We start from the raw sequence: 19,259 nt of genomic DNA, 5'->3' as shown, positions 1-19,259 counted from the left end.
TGCCTGGGCGGCCGTCATTCTCAACACTACAAGCCGCGGACGGCTATTCGGCCGCGTACATGACGTCCACGTCCCAGCGGACAAAACCGAGCCGGCGGTACAGTGCGACGGCGGGAGCATTGTCCGCGTCAACGTAGAGCATCACCGCGCGCAGGCCCGCCTGCCGAAGGTGCTCGATTCCGGCCAGGGTCAGGGCCTTGCCCAGTCCGCTGCCCTGTGCCTGAGGGGTCACGCCCACCACGTAGACCTCGCCCATGGCAGGGTGGCTGCCGCTGCGGGGATGGACCTTTGTCCAGTGGAAACCGAGCAGCTCCCCGTCGGACTCGCGGACTGCCAGCAGAAATCCCGCAGGATCGAACCAGTCCTCTGCCATGCGGGCCGCAAGGTCGGCCCGGGTCATCGCCCCCTGCTCAGGATGGTGGGCGAAAGCGGCGGCGTTGGCCTGCAGCCACGCCGTTTCATCGCGGCCGGGCTCGAACGGCCGCAGCACCACGCCATCCGGCAGTGCGGGTGCCGGCAGCTCCTTTTCCAGGGCGTCGTGGGAGAGGCGCATCCGCCACAGTTCCCGGACCGGGCGGTAGCCGAAGCGGGCGGCCAGCTCGACGGCGGCCTCATGGTTCCCGTGTGACCAGGCTTTGACGCCCCTGCCGGTATCCGCCTGCACAGCCTGCGCCAGCGCGGTGCCGACACCCTGGTTCCGGTAGTTCGGATGGACCACCAGTTCCAGCACTCCGGCTTCCGGATCGCCCGGCGGGGAGTTCAGCACGGCGACGCCGGCCAGGTACTGGGCGGTGGAAGGATCGGAGTGCTCATCCAGGGCCAGGGTCGAGTACACCCGCAGCAGGTCCGGATCGGCGTCCGGGGAGCGCAGGTCAACGAGGGTCTGCTCCGACAGGGGAGGATTCCCGTCGGCTTCGGCGGCCGCTGCGGCCAATTCCCGGATTCCGCGGAGAGCCGCCTCGTCCGGGGCACCGCGGGTAGTGAGGATAGGCCATCTGGTCAGGGGGTTCTCGCTCATTGAAGAAGCCTAACCGCCCAAGGGCGCGGGAGGGGAGACGCGTCAGCTCTCGTGCCGCGCGGCGGCCGGCTGGTCCTCCGGAGTGCGGGTGCGGGTGAAGCGGTATCCCACGTTGCGCACGGTCCCGATGAGGTTCTCATGGTCCGGTCCCAGCTTCGCCCGGAGGCGCCTCACATGGACGTCCACCGTTCGTGTGCCCCCGTAGTAGTCGTATCCCCAGACCTCGTGGAGCAGCTGGTCCCGGGTAAAGACCCGTCCGGGGTGCTGGGCCAGGTACTTGAGGAGTTCAAATTCCTTGTAGGTGAGGTTCAGTGCGGTGCCGCTGACCCGGGCCGTGTAGCTGGCCTCATCAATCACCACACCCGAAGCATGGATTTCGGTGCTGGCCGCCCCGGACGCCGCCTGGGTGCGGGAGACGGCCAGCCGGAGGCGGGCTTCGAGTTCCGCCGGCCCGGCACTGTCCAGGACGACGTCGTCCGCGAGCCAGTTCGCGGCCACCGCTGCCATGCCGCCCTCGGTGAGGACCAGGATCAGGGGGGTATCCAGTCCGGTGGCCTTGAGCAGCTGGGTGAGGGAACGCGCGCCGATCAGGTCTTTGCGGGCATCCACCAGCACAACGTCGCAGGGTTCAATATCCAGCAGGGCGGTCGGTTCCGCGGGGACCACATGGACCTTGTGGTTCAGCAATTCCAGCGCGGGCAGGATTTCAACAGACGCCCCGGAGCTGTTGGTGAGAAGCAGAATGTGCGGCATAGGTCCTCCGAAAGTTGGGCGCACATCGTCGGGCACGTTATCCATCCGGTCCTCAGCGGCCGAAGAGTGGTGAAAGTATATCCACCGATCCGCCCGCAGGCCGTAGCTTTTATCCGTGCCGCGTAATAAGGCAGTATGGCTAGGGTGAAACTTTGGAGCATTGCGGTGCCGGCGGCAGTTGTCCTGATCGGCATCGTGGTGGCTTCGTACCTTTCAGTCGAGGCGACGGCCATAGTTACGGGAGCCGCCGCGGCGCTCGCGGGATTCGGCTGGCCCTACCTGCTGGGCGTGCCCGCCCGCAAGACCCAGGGTGGCGTCCTGGCCATTGTTGGCGCCGGCAGTGTCGCAGCCGCCTACCTGGCCCCGGCCACCTCCATGCTGACCTGGCTGCCGGCTTTCACCGCCGTCGGAGTCGGATCTGTCTTCCTGATCCAGCTGCTGCGCGGCACCGGCCAGGCCCACCGGCTGGAATCGACCATCGGAGTTATTGGCGGCGCCCTGATCTCCGGGATGGCTTCCGGCTGGGTGGCGGCGGACCGGCTGCCTGCTCCGGAAGGATCCTACGGACTGATCACCGCCAGTGGCGCAGCCATTCTCAGTGCCATCCTGGTTTGCCTGATTCCGCTGCCGGACCGCATCACTGCGCCCTTCGCCGTCGTCGCCGGGGCAGTTGCGGGCGGAGCGGCCGCAGCGCTGGTTCCCGGGCTGCCGGTTGCCGCCGGGGCAGTCATCGGCGCCGTCTGTGCCGGAGTGATCGCAGCTGTCCGCCGGCTGGCACTGACCCGGGATGAGGCACCCGGGCTGCTCGGCGTCCTCTCGGCAGGACTCGCCCCGGTCCTCGCGCTTGGCACGGCCGTCTACTTCGTCGGCCGCCTGCTCATCCCCTAGGCGGGGCGGGAGGTACCGTCCCCGGCCGTCACAGGAGACAAAGCATCCGGTGAGCGGGTTAGGATGTAGGCATGTCGCTTGTAGCTCTCGAAATCTTTTTCATCGTCCTCCTGGGTATCACCGGCCTGGCAATGGCTGGCTTCGCAGGCCTCGTAGTGGCGCGCCTGTACAAAGGCCAGAAGTAGCCTCCCACCCCGTATTACCCCGTAATCCAAGGGAAGGGCCCCTGCCATGCCAATGGAGATCCCCACAGATCTGACACCCGGACTGGTTCCGCTGTCCTGGCTCCTTGGAGTCTGGGAAGGCTCCGGCCGGCTCGGTGAAGGTGAAGCCGGCTCCGAGCACTTCACGCAGCGGGTCACGTTTACGCAGAACGGCCTGCCGTACCTGCAGTACACGGCGGAAAGCTGGTTGACGGACGAGGAAGGTACCGTCCTGCGCCCGCTTGCCGTGGAAACCGGTTTCTGGGCATTGGACCGTCCCCTGAACGACGCCGACGGCGGGCCGGGCCTGATTCCCGCCGACATTGTGCCTGCCCTGCGCAGCGCCGATGAAGTCGAAGCCCTGCGCAACGACGCCGGCGGTTTCGACATCACGGCAACCATCGTGCACCCCGGCGGTATTGCCGAGCTGTACTACGGGCAGATCAAGGGCCCGCAGATCCAGCTGACCACCGACCTGGTTATGCGCGGCGTCAACTCCAAGGAATACACCGCCGCGACCCGCATTTACGGCCTGGTCAACGGTGACCTGTACTGGCGGTGGGATGTAGCTGCCGAGGGCAAAGCCCTGGAAGCACATGCTTCAGCCATCCTGAAAAAGCAGTCTTAGCCGGCCCGGTTGCCCGCCCCGGGACGGGCGGAGTGCCGCGGCCGGAATACTCCTCCACGCCAAGGACGTTGCACTTAACATGAGCCCCAAAAGCCCCTTGCTTGCCCGCGCCGGAGCCGTTGAAGCCGGCGGCCTCGATTCCGGTACCGCTGCCCATTACGGCGACCCGCTGCGGGAGCAGCGGGCGCTGGCCAGGGGAGAAGCTGTCACCGACCTCTCCAGCCGGGGTGTTGTTACCGTCTCCGGTCCCGACCGGCTGAGCTGGCTGAATACCCTGTCTTCGCAGAAGCTCCTGTCCCTGGCCCCGGGGGAAAGCACCGAGCTGCTGCTCCTGAGCGTGCAGGGCCGGATCGAGCACGACGCCCGGGTCCTGGACGACGGTGAACGCACGTGGCTGATCGTCGAGGGGAACGATGCACCCGCCCTGGCGGCCTGGCTGAACAGCATGAAGTTCACCCTCCGTGTCGAAGTCCAGGATGTCAGCGAAGAGTGGGCGGCCGCCGGTTCGGTGACCCAGGTTCCGGCCTGGACAGACTATTTGGTGTGGACGGATCCGTGGCCGAGGGTCTCGCCCGGAGGCTACGCCTACACGGAAGCTGAATCAGCAGACCACCCCGGACTCGAACGGCCCTGGCACGAGTACCTCATTCCGCGTTCCGGCCTTGAGCAGGCCGTGGCGGACTCCGGCCGGACCCTCGCCGGGTCCATGGCGGCCGAAGCCCTTCGCATTGCCGCCTGGCGGCCCCGGCTCGGCGCGGAAACCGACGACAAAGCGATTCCGCATGAGCTGGACCTGATCCGTACCGCCGTGCACCTGGACAAGGGCTGCTACAAGGGGCAGGAGACAATCGCGCGGGTCCATAACCTGGGCCGCCCGCCCCGCCGGCTGGTGTTCCTGCAGCTGGACGGCTCCCAGCACACCCTGCCGGAGGCCGGCAGCCGGATCCTGTTTGGCGAACGGGAGGTGGGGCGCGTGACCTCCGTAGCGCAGCACTATGAGATGGGCGCGGTGGCCCTGGCCCTGGTCAAGCGCTCCGTGGACCCCTCCGCGGACCTGGTGGTGGACGACGGCGGTGAACTGTACGCCGCGGCACAGGAACTGATTGTGTCCCCCGGCGCAGGGCAGGCAGTGGGCCGGCAGACCGGCTTCCTGCGGGCGCCGCGGACGGAAAGGAATAACTGATGACTGAATTTCCCGACGCTTCCCCGGACGCACAGTCCGAAGCCGACCAGGAGACGCTGGCGCTGGCGGAACGGCTCTTTGACGCCGCCCGCGCCGGTGACACGGAAACGCTCCGGACCTATGTCAGCGCCGGCGTACCCGCCACGCTCACCAACGCTGCCGGGGATTCGCTGCTGATGCTCGCGGCCTATCACGGCCATTCCGCAGCCACGGCGCTGCTTATTGAGCTTGGTGCGGAGGTTAATACCCTCAATGACCGCGGTCAGTCACCGCTGGCCGGTGCGGTGTTCAAGGGCTACGCGGACGTGGTCCGTGTGCTGGCGGCAGCGGGAGCAGACCCCGACGCCGGAAATCCCTCAGCCCGGGCGGCCGCAGCTTACTTTCAGCGCACGGAGCTGCTGGACATCCTGGCCTAGCGCCCGGTTACCCCGCTGACTTAGCTCAAACCGGCAGGGCCCGCTCAGGCCGCTGACCCAGCTCAGGCCGGAAGGGCCACGGAGGCCCGGATTCCCGCCGCAACGAATCCCGCACCGGCTGCGGTGCGGGAGGCTCCGACATTGTTGAACGGGGCCCGCCACTGGGGAATCAAACCCGCGGCCATGGCGTCTTCCACCGCTATGGCGCTGATGTAGCTGCCCAGGCCGCGCATGCGGTGGCCGGGGGCAGTGAGGGCACCCATATCCGCGAGGATGCCGTCCTTGATGCTGTAGCCCGCTCCCGCGAGGGGAGCCGGAACTTCGGGGTTGGCGTCGTCCATCAGCAGGAACAGGGCCTCACGGGCGCTGAGCTTTGCTTCCAGGACGTCGTCCGGCGGGCAGAGGCGTTCCAGGGTTTCGGCGTAACGGCGGTCTTCGGCAATGGCCAGTTCGCTGGCGGGCACCTCGGGATAGAAATCCGCGTAGAACAGATGCTCGGTGCCAGTCCCGCGGCCGCCGTGGTCCGCAGAGAGCCGCATCAGCGCCGCGCCGCTGCTGAGTTCGGCGGCACTTTTGGACCTGACCTGCGCAGCCGCCCAGGCGGGACCCGAGAAGACCTCGCGCCCGAAGAGCCTGACGAAGGAGACCTCGCTGGCTTCCTCGTGGACATCGTAGATGCGCTCATCGCTGTCCGCGGCTGCCAGCGCGTCATCGTCAAGACCGAGCCTGCGGGACCAGGCCAGCTGGATTATGGAAATCGTGCTCGTGTCTAGCTGCATGAGCTTCAACCTACACGGGGTGGAGGAGGGCAGCGCAAGCCGCTGGGGCCATTTGTTAGGCCGCCTAACCGAAAAGAATGGCGGCCTCTTCGTAGCGGCGTTCCGGAACGGTCTTGAGGTTGCCCAGCGCCTTTTCGAATCCGACCCGGACAATGTCGGTGCCATGAAGCGAGACCATGGTGCCCCACAGGCCCTCCACCACGGAATCCACGGCTGCCATTCCCAGCCGGGTGGCAAGCACCCGGTCGAACGCGGTGGGAACACCGCCGCGCTGGATATGGCCCAGGACAGTGGCCCGCGTTTCGATGCCGGTCCGCGCCTCGATTTCCGGGGCGAGCAGTTCACCGATCCCGCCGAGCCGCGGCCGTCCGAAGGCATCCAGTCCGCGTTCGGAATGCGGAGCTTCCATATCCGTGGTGACGAAGCCTTCGGCGACGACCACCAGGGGGGCGCGGCCACGGTCCCTGGCCTCATTGACCCACTGCGCGATCTGGTCCAGGCTGACTGGCTTTTCCGGGATGAGGATGGCGTGGGCTCCGGCTGCCATGCCGGAGTGGAGGGCGATCCAGCCGACGTGGCGGCCCATTACTTCGGCCACCATGCACCGGTGATGGGATTCGCCCGTGGTGCGGAGCCGGTCGATGGCCTCGGTGGCGATCTGCACGGCAGTATCGAATCCGAAGGTGAAGTCAGTTGCGTCGAGGTCGTTATCCACCGTCTTGGGCACACCCACGATGTGCAGTCCCGCGTCGGTCAGCCGCTGCGCGGCTGCCAGGGTGCCTTCGCCGCCGATGGCGATGACGGCGTCGATGCCCAGCCGGTCCAGCGTGGCCTTGATTTTCTCCGGCCCGCCGTTCGGACCTTCGAACGGGTTGGTGCGGGACGTGCCAAGGATGGTGCCGCCCTGCTTGGAAATACCGCGGACCCGGGTACGGGGCAGGTCGATGATGTCCCCGTCAACCACACCCCGCCAGCCGTCAAGGAATCCTACGAACTCCACGTCATGCGTCTTGATGCCGTTGAGCACCGCTCCGCGGATCACCGCATTGAGCCCGGGGCAGTCGCCCCCGCTGGTGAGAATGCCGATCTTCATTAGCGTGACCCCTGGATCTGGTAGGTGAGCGGCGGCCTCCTACGATTCTAGTCACGAGCGGGCGCCATGCTGGCACCCGCGGCGGGCACGGAGCGCCGGGGCAGCGGAATCTTCCCTGCCCCGGCAGCGCCTCAGCCGCCGATGAGCCGTTCCAGGACGATTTTTCCGTCCGTGGTGGGCAACAGCAGCCAGGCAACCAGATAGGTGCCGATGCCGATGAACGGGAGCAGGAAGCTCAGCAGCACGGCAATCCGGACCAGTGACACATCCCAGCCGAACTTCTGGGCGATTCCGGCGCAGATCCCGGCGATCCAGCCGCCGCGTGCACGTTTGATCGGTGATGAGCGCAGTGCGTTGTAGAACTTTTCCATGGAGTTTTTCTGCCTGCTTTCCATTCAGTGGTGTTTTCCATACAGCGGGGGCGGTTCAGCGGTGGCGCGCGCCGGCAGCGGCTCGCGGTCAGGGGTTCCGGCTCCGGCCCAGGACGGAGATTAGCCCGCCGATCACCAGCGCGGCACCCGCTCCGATGAGTACGCCGAGCAGGACCATGCCTGCATCGAGCCGGATTTCGGTGAGCTGGACGGCCAGGATCAGTCCGCCCAGGGCTGCGAGAACCAGGCCCCAGACGATGGTGCCCACCCGCAGCGGGCGGTGTTCGGTCTCCGGCTCGGGGACGTAGACCTCGTCTGACGGCGATGCCGAAAAGGTGCCGGAGGATGCGGCGTCGTGGTTGCGGGGTTCATTCCTGAATTCACTCATCAGTCGAGGCTGCTTTCATCTGTGGTCACCAGGACGTTGCTGGCGACACCCTTGATCTGGATGATCATCCGGTTGCCGGTGGCATCCGGGTTCAGGTCCGGGAGCTGCCTGCCGGCCCAAAGACCTCCGGTTGACGTGATTGTCCCGCTGCGGTCCAGGTCGATGTTGCCCATGGCCATATCCGCCTCGATCGAAACCCGGACATCGTCCGGAACCAGGATCACCAGGTCTCCCGCTGCGATGCTCACCGGCACCCGGACATCCCCGTCTTTCACGTCGTCGGCCAGACCTCGGAGGTCAAGGTTCCCGCCGGCGGCCGCCATGGAGTAGCCCTCCCGGGCCGTGCCGGACTGGCCGGCGTTCCAGTTGACGTCATTGGCGACGGCCACGTTGCGGTAGGCGTAGTTTCCGCCGAACAGCACTGCCGCGATCAGGGACACGACGGCGAGGCCGCCCGCGATTCCTGAGGACCGGCCCGCCGCACCGAGGCCGACGATGCCAAGGCCCAGCACCACTGCGGCTCCGGCCAGTGCCACGGCCGCAGGGGAGCGGAAATCGTAGATCCCGGCGTAATCCAGGGCGAGCAGGACGCCTGCGGCAAGCAGGGCCGTCCCACAGATAAGCGCAGCCCAGGATGCGGGAGCGGAGGTAGAAGGTTTCACGGCTTTCGGAGCGGGCGGCGGGAACTGTACGTAGGCTCCGCCGAATCCGCGCTCGGGTGCTCCCGGGGTTCGGCTGTACTCGTGGGCACCGCCCGGGGCTGGCAGCGGCATCGTCGGGGCATCCGGGCCGGGATACCCGGCGGCCGGAAACGCGCTGGTGCGCGGGCCCGGGGTATCTGGGGCATTCCCGTCGAAACCGGCTGGACTTTCTCCGGGACGGCCGTTTTCTCCGGGCCGGTTGCCGGCCGGATACGCTCCCGGCTGCGGCCCTTGGTGTGGCTGCTGATGCGCGGCCGGACCGGCTGATTTTGCGTGGCTGCGGGTGGTCACCCAGTAGATGCACAGGATGATGGCGGCGATCCAAAACAGTCCCCAGAAGATTCCGCCAAGCCATCCGTCCTCGGCCCAGAAGGAGACTCCCGGGGCCCCGAAGCCGAGGATGGTGAACGTCAGGGCACCGGTCATTCCGGAGCTCCAGGTGCCGCGGATCGCCTCCTCGAGGTGGATCCGGCCGTCGGGCTCGGGCAGCAGTGCCCAGGCCACGCCGTAAAAGACAACGCCCACACCGAAGAGTGAGAGCAGGATAACCAGTCCGCGGACCAGTGTCGGGTCAAGGCCGGTGCGCTGGGCGATTCCGCCGGCAACGCCGCCGATCCAGCGCTGTGGTGAGCGCTGGATTCCCAGCTGGCGGAGCCAGGTGAAGAATGAGTTGTCCCCGGAGCTGCGGCGGAAGGGAACCTGGCCCTGGGGCTCCTGTGGTGGCAGATGCTGCGTGGATCCCGTTGTGGCGGGCTGCCCGTCTCCGGGCTCGGATGGATGCGAGTTCATGCTTCCAGTCTTCCGTCCGGGACGCCCCGGCGCATCGGGGATCCCCCTGAGGGACCCCTGAACCTGCCCCTGATACCGTGCGCAGGCTTTCCAGCGGGTGGCGGTTTTGCCGTCCGGCCGTGTTTGGATTATGGCATGAGACCTCCCCTGCTCCGCTCCCCGGACCGGGTGGTGGCCGGTGTCTGTTCGGGACTGGCCGCGCACCTGGGCATGCCGGTGCGTACCGTCCGCGTGTTGATGGCTGTGCTGTCGCTGCTGGCAGGTGCCGGCGTCATCCTGTACGCCTGGCTCTGGATCATGGTGCCGACTACGGAGGAAGAAGCAGCGTCGGGTGAACGGAATCCGCGTAGTGTGGCGGAGAACTTTGCCCGCTACCTGCAAGAGGAGCAGGGCAACCGGGCAGCGCCGGGGAAAACCGCAATCGGCACCCGTGAAATCCTGATCGGCCTGCTGCTGCTGCTGGCGGCGGCCGCAGTCGTGGCCCAGCGGCTGGGCGCGGAAATCAACCTTGGGATGCTCCTGCCGTTTGCGGCGATCGCATCCGGAGCCGTCCTGGCCTGGTCCCAGCTGGATGCCTCCCGCCGGGCCGGCCTGGTGGCTGGCGCCGGAGCGGACCGCAAGTCCGGCCTTACCCGGCTGATTATCGGGCTGCTGCTCGTGATCGCCGGCTTCCTGCTGATCCTCTCCGGCTCCATCACCTGGGACGTCCTGGTGCCGGCGGTGCTGGCTTCCCTGGCTGTCCTGGCGGGCATCGCACTGGTCCTGGCTCCCTGGGCCGTGAAGTACTGGCGGGCTTTCCAGACGGAGCGGGCTGGACGCATCCGCCAGACCGAGCGCGCCGAGATCGCAGCGCATCTGCATGATTCCGTGCTGCAGACCCTGGCATTGATCCAGAACCGGGCCGGGTCCGAGTCCGAGGTCATCAAGCTTGCCCGGGCCCAGGAGCGTGAACTGCGCCAATGGCTGTACGCCGATCCGGAGAAAGGCACCGGAACCCTGGCTGACGCCCTGAAAGGCGTTGCGGCGGAAGTCGAAGACGCGTACGGCCACCCGGTGGATTTCGTCGCCGTCGGCACGGCTGAGCTGACGGTGCAGAGCTCGGCGCTGGTGCAGGCGGCAAGGGCAGCGCTGTTTAATGCCGCCCAGCATGCTGGCGGCCAGATTTCGCTTTACCTGGAGTGCCGGCCGGACGCCGCAGAGGTGTTCGTCCGGGACCGCGGGAGCGGATTCGACCCGGATGCCGTTCCGGAGGACCGGCTGGGGCTGCGGGAATCAATCGTCGGCCGCATGCAGCGGCACGGCGGTACAGCCAGGGTGAAGAGCAGCAGCGCCGGCACCGAGATACATTTGGCACTGCCCCTGGCCGGCGCGGACGCACCGGCACAGTCTGAACGGGAAACGGAGAACAGGTGAGCAGCGCAGCACCGCCCCTTGAAGCAGCCCAGCCAGTATCGGTGGTGGTGGTTGATGACCACGCCATTTTCCGGTCAGGTTTGAAAGCGGACCTGGACGGACGGGTCAACGTCCTTGCCGAGGCAGCAACCGTGGAGGCCGCCGTCGCCGCGATCCGGCAGTCCCGGCCGCAGGTAGTGCTGCTGGACGTGCATCTGCCCGGCGGATCCGGAGGCGGAGGAGCCGAGGTGATTGCCGGCTGCGCAGACCTGCTGGCTACGACCCGTTTCCTGGCCCTGAGCGTCTCCGATGCGGCGGAGGACGTTGTGACAGTGATCCGGGCCGGCGCCCGCGGTTACGTCACCAAGACCATTTCCGGCACGGAGATTTCCGACGCCGTCCTCCGCGTTGCCGGGGGCGACGCGGTGTTTTCCCCCCGGCTCGCCGGATTCGTGCTCGATGCGTTCGGGGCGTCCACCGCCGTCAGCGTAGATGACGAGCTGGACCGGCTTTCGGCACGCGAACGCGAAGTGATGCGGCTGATCGCCCGCGGCTACAGCTACAAGGAAGTTGCCAAGGAACTGTTTATCTCCGTCAAGACGGTGGAAACCCACGTCTCCGCAGTCCTGCGGAAGCTGCAGCTTTCCTCCCGGCACGAACTGACCAGGTGGGCTGCAGCCCGCAGGCTGCTCTAGCGGGCGCGGGTCACTTCTTGGCCTGGCCGAGGAAGTCCTTGAGCCGGTCCATGCCGGTCTTGAGGTCCTCGTCGCCCAGGGCGTAGGACAGGCGCAGGTAGCCGGACGGGCCAAAGGCTTCACCCGGTACGACGGCGACTTCCACGGTATCCAGGATCATCGCCGCCAGCTCCGCGGACGTCTGCGGACGCAGGGGGCCGGCAGCACCCGGGAATTCCCGCCCCAGCAGCCCGCGCACGTCGGCGTAGGCATAGAAGGCACCCTCGGGCATGGGGCAGTTGACGCCGTCGATGGAGTTCAGTGCCTCGACCATGGCCCTGCGGCGGCGGTCGAAGGCCAGTTTCATGTCATCAACGGCCGTCAGCGGCCCGGAAACAGCGGCCAGCGCTGCCATCTGCGAGATGTTCGAGACGTTGGAGGAGAGGTGGGACTGCAGGTTGGTGGCTGCCTTGATGACGTCCGGTGCGGCGATCATCCATCCCACCCGCCAGCCGGTCATGGCGTAGGTCTTGGCCACACCGTTGAGGATGACAACCTTGTCGCCCAGCTCCGGGCAGCGCGTTGCAATCGAGGTGAAGGGCACGTCGTCGTAGGTCAGGTGTTCGTAGATTTCATCGGTCACGACGAACAGGCCGTGGTCCGCTGCCCACATGCCGATCTCAGCGACCTCCTCCGCCGGATAGACCGCTCCGGTGGGGTTGGACGGGGAAACGAACAGCAGCACCTTGGTTTTGTCGGTCAAAGCGGCGTCGAGCTGGGAGACGGTCACCATGTAGCCCTGCTCTGGGCCGGCGAAGACCTCGACGGGAACTCCGCCCGCCAGCCGGATGGCCTCGGGATAGGTGGTCCAGTAGGGGGAAGGCACCAGGACTTCATCCCCGGGGTTCAGCAGGGTGGCGAACGCTTCATAGACGGCCTGCTTGCCGCCGTTCGTCACCAGCACCTGCGCCGGATCGACGCTGTAGCCGGAGTCCCGGAGGGTCTTTTCCGCAATTGCCTTCTTCAATTCCGGCAGCCCGGCAGCGGGGGAGTAGCGGTGGAACCGCGGGTCCTTGGCGGCGGCCACGGCCGCGTCCACAATGTAGCCCGGCGTCGGGAAGTCAGGCTCGCCGGCGCCGAAACCGATGACCGGACGGCCCGCGGCCTTCAGGGCTTTGGCCTTTGCGTCGACGGCAAGGGTGGCGGATTCCGCAATGGAGGCGATGCGTTCTGAGATTCGGCCGTTGGAAGGCATGGCGTTCCCGTCTGGTTTGGTGCGGTTTGCTTTTGTCAGCCCCGATGCGGGGCTCTTAGTAAGGCAACGTTTACCGTTCCTTTATGGAAGCCAAGCTTAGGCGCGACGCGGTCACATTTCAGTCTTTTACACTGGCACGGCCCGGTGCGTCCCGGGGTTAAAGGCCCGCCGCCGCTGGTCCCGCGCCGGCACTTGGCGGGCCGGTTCGACTCAGGGCAAAAGATTGCGTAGACTTGATCCTCGGTGTTGATCTCTCGATGCTGGTTTATGCCCACGTCCGGTTAGGTCGAGGGCAGGGAAACCGGTAAAGTGGGATTCTCCCAAAGGGTAGTGGCGCAATTGGTAGCGCAGCGGTCTCCAAAACCGCAGGTTGCAGGTTCGAGTCCTGTCTGCCCTGCGCATGACGTCGGTTTCGCCGTCTAACGCAGTCCTTCATGAAGCAGCAGTTCCCCGGCACGCGCTGCGGGACTGTGAACCGAACAGATGAGTGAGGCGAAAGGTGACCGAGACAGCTGCCAGCAGCTCCAAGGGACACCCCTCAGGCAAGTCGCCTAAGAAGCGCGGCTTCTTTGGCGGTATCGCCCTCTTCCTCCGTCAGGTCATTGCTGAGCTGAAGAAGGTGGTGACGCCCACCCGCAAGGAGCTGCTGAGGTACACCATCGTGGTTATGGCCTTCGTGGTCGTCATGATGATCATCGTGTCGGTTCTGGACTTTGTCTTTGGTACTGGCGCACTGTGGATCTTCGGTTCGGGCAGCGGCGAAAGCTAGCCCCCGACGGCGTTTCGTCCGCAGCTGCGGTGGTTATGCCGAAGAACTGAGCTAGTGACAAACCCAATAAGGCTCTGAAGAAGAAAGCAGGAATCTACGTGTCCGAGCAAGAACTCGAATCACAGATCAATGAAGAAACCGCTGATCTGGATGCCGAGGAGCAGGTTACCGAAGCAGACGCCGCGGCGGCTGACGGTGACGCATCGGCCGAAGACGCGGAAGAAGCCCCTGTCGAGGAGGCTTCAGCCGACGACGCCGCGGATGCCGCGCCTGCCGACGAGCCCGAAGAAGACCCTGTTGTTGCCTTCAAGGCAAAACTGCGCCGCCAGGAGGGTGACTGGTACGTCATTCACTCCTACGCCGGCTATGAGAACCGCGTAAAAGCGAACCTCGAGACCCGCATCCAGACCCTGGACATGGAAGAGAACATCTTCGAAATCCAGGTTCCGATGGAGGAAGTCGTCGAGATCAAGAACACCACCCGCAAGATCGTCAACCGTGTGCGCATCCCGGGCTACGTCCTGGTCCGCATGGAACTGACGGATGCTTCGTGGGGCGTTGTCCGCCACACCCCCGGTGTCACCGGCTTCGTAGGCAACGCACACAACCCGGTCCCGCTGAGCCTGGATGAAGTTTTCTCCATGCTTGAGCACACCGTGGTATCCCCGACGACTGCCGGCGGTGCTCCTGCGAAGGCAGCCCAGTCCGAAATTGCCGTGGACTTCGAGGTTGGCGAATCCGTCACCGTCAACGAGGGACCGTTCGAGACCCTCCCCGCGACGATTTCCGAGATCAAGCCTGAATCGCAGCAGCTCGTGGTCCTGGTGACCATCTTCGAGCGCGAGACTCCGGTAACGCTGGGCTTCGGCCAGGTCACGAAGATCCAGTAACCAGAACTTCGCTGCCCCAGGACCGCTTTATCCTGGCCGGCAGCGTACGGCCGCCACGCCATGGCGGCCACCACCCGGATGGACGCTCCTGTCCTTCGGGAACATAATTTAGAGAAGGACCCTTTCATGGCCCCCAAGAAAAAGGTCACCGGCCTTATCAAGCTGCAGATCAATGCAGGTGCCGCCAACCCGGCTCCTCCGATTGGTCCTGCGCTTGGCCAGCACGGTGTCAACATCATGGAATTCTGCAAGGCGTACAACGCTGCAACGGAATCCCAGCGCGGCAACGTTATCCCGGTTGAAATCACGGTCTACGAAGACCGCTCCTTCACCTTCATCACCAAGACGCCTCCGGCAGCTGAGCTGATCAAGAAGGCAGCCGGCGTCGCCAAGGGCTCGGGCACCCCGCACACCGTCAAGGTTGCGAAGCTGACCCAGGCACAGGTGGAAGAGATCGCCACCCAGAAGATGGACGACCTGAACGCCAATGACGTGCAGGCCGCAGCGAAGATCATCGCCGGCACCGCCCGTTCCATGGGCATCACCGTCGAAGGCTAATCAAGCACCACCCGCACGGGTCCGCCCGGGCAAAACCAAAACATCATCGCCGCACCACCCCTGACGGGACGGGCGGCACGTGGCAGGGCCGAGCGCGGTCCGACAGACCACAACTGCACAAGGAGAAAAAGCAGATGGCAAAGCGCAGCAAAGCATATGAAGCCGCTGTAGCTAAGATCGACGCGGACAAGCTGTACGCGCCGGTTGAAGCTGTAGCACTGGCGAAGGAAACCAACCCGTCCAAGACGGACGCAACCGTTGAGGTTGCCTTCCGCCTGGGCGTCGACCCCCGCAAGGCCGATCAGATGATCCGCGGCACGGTCAACCTTCCCAACGGCACGGGCAAGACCGCCCGCGTCCTCGTCTTCGCCACCGGCGAGAAGGCTGAAGCAGCTATCGCTGCCGGCGCCGACTTCGTTGGTTCCGACGACATGATCGAAAAGGTCGCCGCAGGCTGGACCGACTTCGACGCAGCCGTGGCTACGCCGGACCTCATGGGCAAGGTCGGCCGCCTGGGCCGCGTGCTCGGCCCGCGTAACCTCATGCCGAACCCGAAGACCGGCACGGTTACCCCGAACGTTGCCAAGGCAGTGTCCGACATCAAGGGTGGCAAGATCGACTTCCGCGTCGACAAGCACTCCAACCTGCACTTCATCATTGGCAAGACGTCCTTCGATGCGCAGAAGCTGGCCGAGAACTACGCCGCTGCCCTCGAAGAGGTCCTTCGCCTGAAGCCGTCGGCTGCCAAGGGCCGCTACATCCAGAAGGCAACCGTGACCACGACCTTCGGCCCCGGCATCGCCGTGGACCCGAACGTCACCAAGGTCCTCGCCGACGCATAGCATTTTCCCCAGGCCCTGTGCCTGGCTAAAAAGCGGCCGCAGCATTTGCTGCGGCCGCTTTTTCGTGTGCCGGACGGATCTGCACCGTGCCACCGGACGCACCGGAGAGCTGCAGGGAATATCCGTCCGCCGCGCTGCCGCACAGATGGCCGCCGCACCGATCACGCCGCCCAGGTGACCGGGCACGGGTGACAGGGAGCAGCGCTACCAGCAGGATTGATTCATGGAATTCCATGCTCAGCCCGTCCGCGAAAACCCGATCCCCCGAAGGCTGGGGGAGGAGGGCACCGAAGGGTTCCTCACCGTCGCCAGGTTGGTGAACGAACGGAACCATCGGTTCTGGGGCAACTCGGACTTTGCTGAGTCGCCCGAGGCTCAGCTGGCCGTGATGCAGCCCCGGAAAGCAGGCCGGAGGGTGATCCTGCTGCCGGACGGGCCGGAGCCGGCCGGAGCAGCGCTGCTCATTATTCCGCTGACCGATAACACCCACGCCGTATGGGTGGATGTGCTGGTGGATCCGGCCGCCCGGAACGCCGGTCTTGGGCGCGCCCTGCTCCTGGCCGCCGAGGAGTACGCCGCCGCCCTGGGCCGCAGGGTGCTGGACGCGGAAACGGAGCACCCGCTGACCATGACCGGGGCCGGCGGGTCTGTACTTCGCCCGGCCACCGGAACGGGCGAGATCCCGGCGGACGCATCGGCGCGTTTTGCCCGGGCCGCCGGTTTCGTTTTGGAGCAGGTGGAACGGATCAGCCTGCTCCGGCTGGAAGAGGGTGCGGACTTTACAGCACTGTATGCGCAGGCCAGTGCGGCTGCCGGAACCGGCTATGCGCTGGAAACCTGGACCGGACGGTGTCCGGATGCCCTGGTCGGCGACTATGCGCACCTGAAACAGCGGATGAGCACCGATGCACCGATGGGCGACCTGGACTGGGAAGAGGAAGCCTGGGACGTGGAGCGGGTACGGGAGAGCGAGGCAGCCCAGGCCGCAGCCGGTGTGGATCTGCTTTGCTGCGCTGTCCGGGACCTCGCCACCAATACCCTGGCTGGCCACACCGTCCTGTGGGTGCAGCAGGAACAGCCCCTCGCCGCGATGCAGGACGACACGCTGGTTCTCCGGGCCCACCGCGGGCACAGCCTGGGCATGCTGCTCAAGACGGCGAACCTGCGGCGGCTGCAGCAGGAACGGCCCCGGGTGCGGCGTGTCTACACCTGGAACGCTGAAGAGAACACGCACATGCTCCGCATCAACGAAGCCCTGGGATTCCGGGCCGCGGCCTGGGGCGGGCAGTGGCAGCGGCACCTGGGGGCGGCACACTGAATGACGGGTCCGGGTGGGTAGGATTGGTTATCTGACATCCGGACGGATGACTGCACTTCAGGGGGAGCATGGAACGCAAGACGCTGGTGGATACCGTCGCGGACCAGCTGCTCGACCGCATCATCGATGGGGATATCGAGATCGGATCGGCCCTGCCCTCGGAAGCTGACATCGCCGAGGCCGCCAACGTCAGCCGGCTCACCGTCCGTGAAGCCCTGAAATCGCTGCGGGCCAAAAACGTGGTCAACGTCCAGCGCGGACGGGGTACGTACGTCAACCCGCCCCGGGCCTGGACCTCGCTGGAAGCCACGGTCCGTGCCGCCGCCCACGGTGTCGGCGAAAACAACGTCTCCCTTCAACTGCTGGAAGTCCGGCGCATGATCGAAACCGGCGCCGCTGCCCTGGCCGCGCTCCGCCGGGAGCCAGAGGACCTGGACCTGCTGGAGCGGCATCTGGCCGGCATGTGTGAGGCGGCGGACGCGGGTGACGTCGATGCGTTCGTCCGTGAGGACATCGCGTTCCACGACGTGATCCTGCGGGCCTCCGGGAATGTTCTGGTGCCCGCGATGTACGAGCCACTGGGGCGGCTGCTGTCCGCAGGGCGCAGGGAGACCTCGGCAGTTCCCGTTATCCAGGAACACGCGATCGCCATGCACCGCGCGGTCCTCAAAGCCATTGCTGCCGGCGACGCCGAAGAATCCCGGCTCGCCATGGACGCCCACATGGACCAAACCCAGTCGGACCTGATCGAGCACGTCCTGCGTTCGTCCTAGCCAGAGAGCTGCGGCCTGGATCCGCTGCCCTGCCCCGCCAGTTTTGGCGCGGTGCCTTCCAGGACCGCGGGCTTCAGCCGGCTGTCCTGCCAGTCTTCGACCTCCAGTTTCCATGTGTAAGATGTCAGACATCTGATTACAAAGGAGTGTTCATGGAAGACCTGAGGAGCCTGCTCTCCGGTTACCCCGAAGCGGTATCCGTTTCCGCGGCGGAGGTGGCCGAAGGTGCCACCGGTGCCGTCTTCATCGTCCTTGACGACGACCCCACCGGGACACAGTCCGTGGCTGGACTCCCGGTCCTCACCTCCTGGGCAGAAGCGGATTTCGCCTGGGCGCTTTCAACCGGTGCAGCTGCCGTCTACGTCCTGACGAATTCCCGCAGTCTGGCCCCTGCCGACGCGGCCCGCATCAACCGCGAAGTCGTCGCGAACGCCCAGGCCGCCGCAGCTGCGCTGGCCGCCCGCCTTGCCTTCGTTTCCCGCAGTGACTCCACCCTGCGCGGACACTTCCCGCTGGAGACCGACGTCCTGGCTGAATCCATGGTGGATTCAGGACTGCGGGCCCCGGACGCCGTCGTGCTGGTCCCGGCCTTTCCCGATGCCAACCGGGTGACTATCGGCGCTGTCCACTACATGCGCAGCGGCGCCGGCCTGCAGCCCATCTCCGAGACCGAGTTCGCCCGCGACGCGACCTTCGGCTATGCCAGCTCCCACCTGGCAGCCTACGTAGAAGAAAAAACCGGCGGTCGGATCAGCGCCGCCGAGGTTATTACGCTCACCCTGGACGTCCTCCGCGGGGGGCCGGAGAAAGTCGCGGCCGCCCTGGCCGGTGCCGCCAACGGGGTTCCAGTCGTTGCCGATGCGGTTTCCGAGGACGACCTGCGCCTGCTGGCCCTGGGCCTGCAGCGTGCGGAAGCCGACGGCAAGACGTTCCTCTACCGGGTCGGCCCGCCCTTCGTGCGCGCCGCCATCGGCCAGGAACAGCATGCCCCGCTGACCGCGGAAGAGGTCTACGGGAACGTTCCGGCAGGCCGCAGCCGCGGCGGCCTGATCGTGGTTGGATCCCACGTCGGGGTGACCACGCGTCAGCTGAACCACCTGCAGGACGTCCGCCCGCCCTCGCTCACCGTGGAAATCGACGTTGCCTCCGTCATTGACCCGGAAGCCCGCGAACAGCACCTGGCTGCTGTCAGCGGCCAGGTGGCCGCCGGGCTGAAGGCCGGCGACGTCGTCCTGCACACCAGCCGCCGGCTGGTCACAGCCTCGACGGGGGAGGAATCCCTCGACATCTCGCGCCGCGTTTCCGCAGCAGTCGTCGACGTCGTCCAGCGTGTCCTTGCCGCAGCCCCGCCCCGGTTCGTCATCGCCAAGGGCGGCATCACCTCCTCCGACGTTGCGTCCAAGGGCCTGCAGATCGGCCGTGCCATCGTCCGGGGTCCGATGCTGCCCGGAATCGTCTCCCTCTGGGAGCCGATGGACGGCCCCGCCGCAGGCATTCCGTACATCGTTTTCGCCGGCAACGTCGGCGATGACTCCTCCCTCGCCGCCGTCGTCGAAATCCTCTCGGAACAGTAAGGAC

Annotated in this window: 21 protein-coding genes and 1 tRNA gene; 14 read left to right on the top strand and 8 right to left on the bottom strand. The window is 66.2% G+C overall.

Translation table 11 applies throughout. The annotated features are described in order from the left end of the window. Positions 1 to 43: 43 nt before the first annotated feature. Both mshD and ArtHe_RS10760 read right to left on the bottom strand, forming a co-directional pair. A complete protein-coding gene (gene mshD / locus ArtHe_RS10765) occupies positions 44 to 1,018 on the bottom strand; it encodes a mycothiol synthase (RefSeq protein ID WP_248316763.1) in 975 nt (324 codons plus the stop codon). 42 nt (positions 1,019 to 1,060) lie between these two features. Continuing rightward, positions 1,061 to 1,771 (bottom strand): response regulator transcription factor, encoded by a 711-nt coding sequence (locus tag ArtHe_RS10760; RefSeq protein WP_066296063.1) that lies wholly within the window; start codon positions 1,769 to 1,771, stop codon positions 1,061 to 1,063. Between the two features lie 135 nt (positions 1,772 to 1,906). Between ArtHe_RS10760 and ArtHe_RS10755 the strand changes: the two genes are divergently transcribed. The 4 genes from ArtHe_RS10755 (at position 1,907) to ArtHe_RS10740 (ending at position 5,089) form a co-directional block, all read left to right on the top strand. Further along, positions 1,907 to 2,659, top strand: a complete 753-nt coding sequence (locus ArtHe_RS10755) for a hypothetical protein (RefSeq protein ID WP_248316762.1) — start codon at positions 1,907 to 1,909, stop codon at positions 2,657 to 2,659. Positions 2,660 to 2,890: 231 nt separating this feature from the next. Then, positions 2,891 to 3,490: an FABP family protein gene (locus ArtHe_RS10750; protein WP_066296061.1), complete on the top strand. Its 600-nt coding sequence runs from the start codon at positions 2,891 to 2,893 to the stop codon at positions 3,488 to 3,490. A gap of 79 nt (positions 3,491 to 3,569) precedes the next feature. Further along, complete coding sequence (locus ArtHe_RS10745; protein ID WP_248316761.1) at positions 3,570 to 4,673, top strand: glycine cleavage T C-terminal barrel domain-containing protein; 1,104 nt, start codon at positions 3,570 to 3,572, stop codon at positions 4,671 to 4,673. Further along, entirely contained in the window at positions 4,673 to 5,089 is a 417-nt protein-coding gene (locus ArtHe_RS10740; RefSeq protein WP_248316760.1) for an ankyrin repeat domain-containing protein, read from the top strand. The genes ArtHe_RS10745 and ArtHe_RS10740 overlap by 1 nt, the downstream gene beginning before the upstream one ends. A 62-nt stretch (positions 5,090 to 5,151) precedes the next feature. Here ArtHe_RS10740 and ArtHe_RS10735 read toward each other — a convergent pair whose 3' ends face one another. The 5 genes from ArtHe_RS10735 to ArtHe_RS10715 form a co-directional block, all read right to left on the bottom strand. Further along, a complete protein-coding gene (locus ArtHe_RS10735; RefSeq protein ID WP_248316759.1) occupies positions 5,152 to 5,868 on the bottom strand; it encodes a GNAT family N-acetyltransferase in 717 nt (238 codons plus the stop codon). Positions 5,869 to 5,932: 64 nt separating this feature from the next. Further along, positions 5,933 to 6,961: a 6-phosphofructokinase gene (locus ArtHe_RS10730; RefSeq protein ID WP_066296049.1), complete on the bottom strand. Its 1,029-nt coding sequence runs from the start codon at positions 6,959 to 6,961 to the stop codon at positions 5,933 to 5,935. A gap of 131 nt (positions 6,962 to 7,092) precedes the next feature. Next, complete coding sequence (locus ArtHe_RS10725; protein WP_066297009.1) at positions 7,093 to 7,332, bottom strand: PspC domain-containing protein; 240 nt, start codon at positions 7,330 to 7,332, stop codon at positions 7,093 to 7,095. Between the two features lie 88 nt (positions 7,333 to 7,420). Beyond that, positions 7,421 to 7,720 (bottom strand): hypothetical protein, encoded by a 300-nt coding sequence (locus ArtHe_RS10720; protein WP_248316758.1) that lies wholly within the window; start codon positions 7,718 to 7,720, stop codon positions 7,421 to 7,423. Beyond that, a complete protein-coding gene (locus tag ArtHe_RS10715) occupies positions 7,720 to 9,210 on the bottom strand; it encodes a PspC domain-containing protein (protein ID WP_248316757.1) in 1,491 nt (496 codons plus the stop codon). Before ArtHe_RS10715 ends, ArtHe_RS10720 begins: the two co-directional genes overlap by 1 nt. Before the next feature lie 135 nt (positions 9,211 to 9,345). On the opposite strand from ArtHe_RS10715, the gene ArtHe_RS10710 reads away from it, so the two are divergent. Continuing rightward, positions 9,346 to 10,623, top strand: a complete 1,278-nt coding sequence (locus ArtHe_RS10710) for an ATP-binding protein (protein ID WP_248316756.1) — start codon at positions 9,346 to 9,348, stop codon at positions 10,621 to 10,623. Continuing rightward, positions 10,620 to 11,297, top strand: coding sequence for a response regulator transcription factor (locus ArtHe_RS10705; protein WP_248316755.1), 678 nt, complete (start codon positions 10,620 to 10,622; stop codon positions 11,295 to 11,297). The genes ArtHe_RS10710 and ArtHe_RS10705 overlap by 4 nt, the downstream gene beginning before the upstream one ends. Positions 11,298 to 11,307: 10 nt before the next feature. Here ArtHe_RS10705 and ArtHe_RS10700 read toward each other — a convergent pair whose 3' ends face one another. Next, a complete protein-coding gene (locus ArtHe_RS10700; protein ID WP_248316754.1) occupies positions 11,308 to 12,531 on the bottom strand; it encodes a pyridoxal phosphate-dependent aminotransferase in 1,224 nt (407 codons plus the stop codon). A gap of 324 nt (positions 12,532 to 12,855) precedes the next feature. Here ArtHe_RS10700 and ArtHe_RS10695 point away from each other — a divergent pair. From ArtHe_RS10695 to ArtHe_RS10660, 8 genes are all read left to right on the top strand, one after another. Further along, positions 12,856 to 12,928, top strand: a tRNA-Trp gene (locus ArtHe_RS10695). 102 nt (positions 12,929 to 13,030) lie between these two features. Then, positions 13,031 to 13,300 carry a preprotein translocase subunit SecE gene (gene secE / locus ArtHe_RS10690; RefSeq protein WP_083521368.1) on the top strand — a complete coding sequence of 90 codons (270 nt, stop codon included), beginning with the start codon at positions 13,031 to 13,033 and terminating at the stop codon, positions 13,298 to 13,300. 98 nt (positions 13,301 to 13,398) lie between these two features. Further along, complete coding sequence (gene nusG, locus ArtHe_RS10685; RefSeq protein WP_066296036.1) at positions 13,399 to 14,190, top strand: transcription termination/antitermination protein NusG; 792 nt, start codon at positions 13,399 to 13,401, stop codon at positions 14,188 to 14,190. Between the two features lie 126 nt (positions 14,191 to 14,316). Next, positions 14,317 to 14,748 carry a 50S ribosomal protein L11 gene (rplK, locus tag ArtHe_RS10680; RefSeq protein ID WP_066296034.1) on the top strand — a complete coding sequence of 144 codons (432 nt, stop codon included), beginning with the start codon at positions 14,317 to 14,319 and terminating at the stop codon, positions 14,746 to 14,748. Between the two features lie 134 nt (positions 14,749 to 14,882). Next, positions 14,883 to 15,590 carry a 50S ribosomal protein L1 gene (rplA, locus tag ArtHe_RS10675; RefSeq protein WP_066296030.1) on the top strand — a complete coding sequence of 236 codons (708 nt, stop codon included), beginning with the start codon at positions 14,883 to 14,885 and terminating at the stop codon, positions 15,588 to 15,590. A 223-nt stretch (positions 15,591 to 15,813) separates the two neighbouring features. Then, positions 15,814 to 16,908 (top strand): GNAT family N-acetyltransferase, encoded by a 1,095-nt coding sequence (locus ArtHe_RS10670; RefSeq protein ID WP_248316753.1) that lies wholly within the window; start codon positions 15,814 to 15,816, stop codon positions 16,906 to 16,908. A gap of 68 nt (positions 16,909 to 16,976) precedes the next feature. Then, positions 16,977 to 17,681, top strand: a complete 705-nt coding sequence (locus tag ArtHe_RS10665) for a FadR/GntR family transcriptional regulator (protein ID WP_248316752.1) — start codon at positions 16,977 to 16,979, stop codon at positions 17,679 to 17,681. A 152-nt stretch (positions 17,682 to 17,833) separates the two neighbouring features. Further along, positions 17,834 to 19,255: a four-carbon acid sugar kinase family protein gene (locus ArtHe_RS10660; RefSeq protein ID WP_248316751.1), complete on the top strand. Its 1,422-nt coding sequence runs from the start codon at positions 17,834 to 17,836 to the stop codon at positions 19,253 to 19,255. The last annotated feature ends 4 nt before the right edge of the window (positions 19,256 to 19,259 follow it).

Source organism: Arthrobacter sp. Helios, assembly GCF_023167125.1.
Classification (GTDB): domain Bacteria; phylum Actinomycetota; class Actinomycetes; order Actinomycetales; family Micrococcaceae; genus Arthrobacter_B; species Arthrobacter_B luteolus.
The sequence above is the reverse complement of the archived record's forward strand: the minus strand, read 5'-3'. Positions and strand labels throughout refer to the sequence as shown.